2 protein-coding genes are annotated in these 1,810 nt (G+C 63.6%); both read right to left on the reverse strand.

Annotated elements, in window-relative coordinates; genetic code table 11:
* Positions 1–95: 95 nt before the first annotated feature.
* Positions 96–1,310 carry a tyrosine-type recombinase/integrase gene (locus ACFWF3_RS34485; RefSeq protein ID WP_379318231.1) on the reverse strand — a complete coding sequence of 405 codons (1,215 nt, stop codon included), beginning with the start codon at positions 1,308–1,310 and terminating at the stop codon, positions 96–98.
* A 102-nt stretch (positions 1,311–1,412) separates the two neighbouring features.
* The coding region (locus tag ACFWF3_RS34490; RefSeq protein WP_379318233.1) for a helix-turn-helix domain-containing protein at positions 1,413–1,810 on the reverse strand (398 nt) is incomplete at its 5' end.

Here is a 1,810-nt window from a genome sequence, read left to right on the forward strand (position 1 = left end):
AGTCCAGATGGGGGAGCATCTACCAGGGCAAACGTCATCGTTTGACCCTGGTTTTTGACTATTCTGACCCCTCACTACACGAAAACAACATCTTTTCACCCTTTCAGTCGCTCCAAAGTGGCGGTGAAGTCGGGTGCCTGCGTCGGTTGATCGATGTAGTGGCGGCGGGTCACACTATCGCCCGAGTGGCCGAGTTGGCGGGCCGCGTCCTCCGGACTGTGCACGGTCGCGATCATCGTGGCGACAGTCTTGCGGAAGGTCTTGGCGGTGATCCAGGCGAACTTGTCTCCCCTCGCCTGCTTCCAGAGCCGGTTGAAATTGTTCGGGTCCCAGATACCGCCGTCGCGGTTCGGGAAGACCAAATCCAGCTCGCTGGGACTGGCTTCCGCTTGCACGCGGCGCAAGGTCTCGACGACGAACGGCGGGATCAATACGGTCCGATAGCCCGAGTCGGATTTCGTTCGTGGCTGACGGATCAGACCTTTGCCCTTGATACGAACGATGGTGCCGGAGAAGGCGATCCGCGGTGGCGTGGCCTTGAGATCGACATCGGACCAAATCAACGCCAACGCTTCTCCTGGACGTGGGCCGGTCCCGAGTTCGACGTCGACAACATCGAGCACTCGTTGGTTGCGTTTGGGTCCGTAGGTGTATCCGGGCGACCCGTCGAGTGGGGCGCCGTTAACCCACTCGTCGAGGTGCTGACGCAACTCGTAGAGAACCTCGATATCGGCGGCGCGCGGTTTGGTGCGCTTGCGGGGCAGGTCCGCCACCTCACGGACAGGGTTTCGGTCTATCGCGTCGTGACGAACCGCCATGCCCATCATTTCGGACAGGATGACGCGCTGGCGCCGCGCCTTCTCCCGATGACCGTCGAGCGCGATGCGCTTGATGTGGGCATCAAGTCGCGATGTCGAGGCTTCCCAGACACGTAGCCCGCCCAACGCGGATTTAATCTTGATCGCGTCGGGTTTGGCCCGTTTGTCGGTCGAGACGTCGATCTCGCGACGGTAGAGGTCGAGCGACTGGGGCGTGATGCCGTCCTGGACGGCCTTCTCGGCGAGCCACAGGTCAGCAAGTTCGGTCAGCGTTGTGTCGCGGGTGATGAGCTTGCCGCGCGAGTTCGTACGTTCAGCCAGTGCGCGGCGGAGTGCGTTCTCCGCTTGGCCCTTGGTGGCACCGAAGCGGTCGACGGGTCGGCTGATGCCGTCCTCATCGCGGTGGCGCGTCGTTGCTCGCCAGCTGCCATTGCGCTGCCGGGTGGATTTGACCTTGCCGTAGGTGCCGATGGGAAGTGCTTGGCGCGGCATCGAGTTGTCCCCCTTTCAACGAAAGTTCGGACACGGCAGAGGACAAGCCGAATGGGGCACCCCCGTCTGGAGAGGTGTGCTCGTGGGCGCGGTAGATGGCCGTCAGGCAGAAGTGTTCGGTGGCTGCTCGCACCGAGCGGCCTCGAGTTGCGCCTGCTCCCACCGCTGGACATCACGAAGCAAGTAGCGGCGGTACCGGCCGATCTTGGCGAATCGTGGTCCGCGATTGGCAGATGCCCACGTGGCCAGTGTTTTGGGCGGGATCTTGAGCCTCGCAGCGACCTCGTCGGTGGTCAGCCAGATCTCTTCGCTGGTCATTGGACCGCACCTCGTGCCTGTCCGTTCGGACTGGCGCGGCGCGGCCGGGATCGGCACGGCATCCCAGGTGGGTAGCCCGCAGAGTACCGTGCGGAAGGCGCCGCGCTCCTGGAGGATCGGCACCACCCGGTCGACGAAGGGGTCGAGCCCGTCGGGCGTCAGGTGCGGGACGAGGATGAAGC

It is taken from the genome of Nocardia sp. NPDC060220, assembly GCF_042727815.1.
Lineage (GTDB): Bacteria > Actinomycetota > Actinomycetes > Mycobacteriales > Mycobacteriaceae > Nocardia.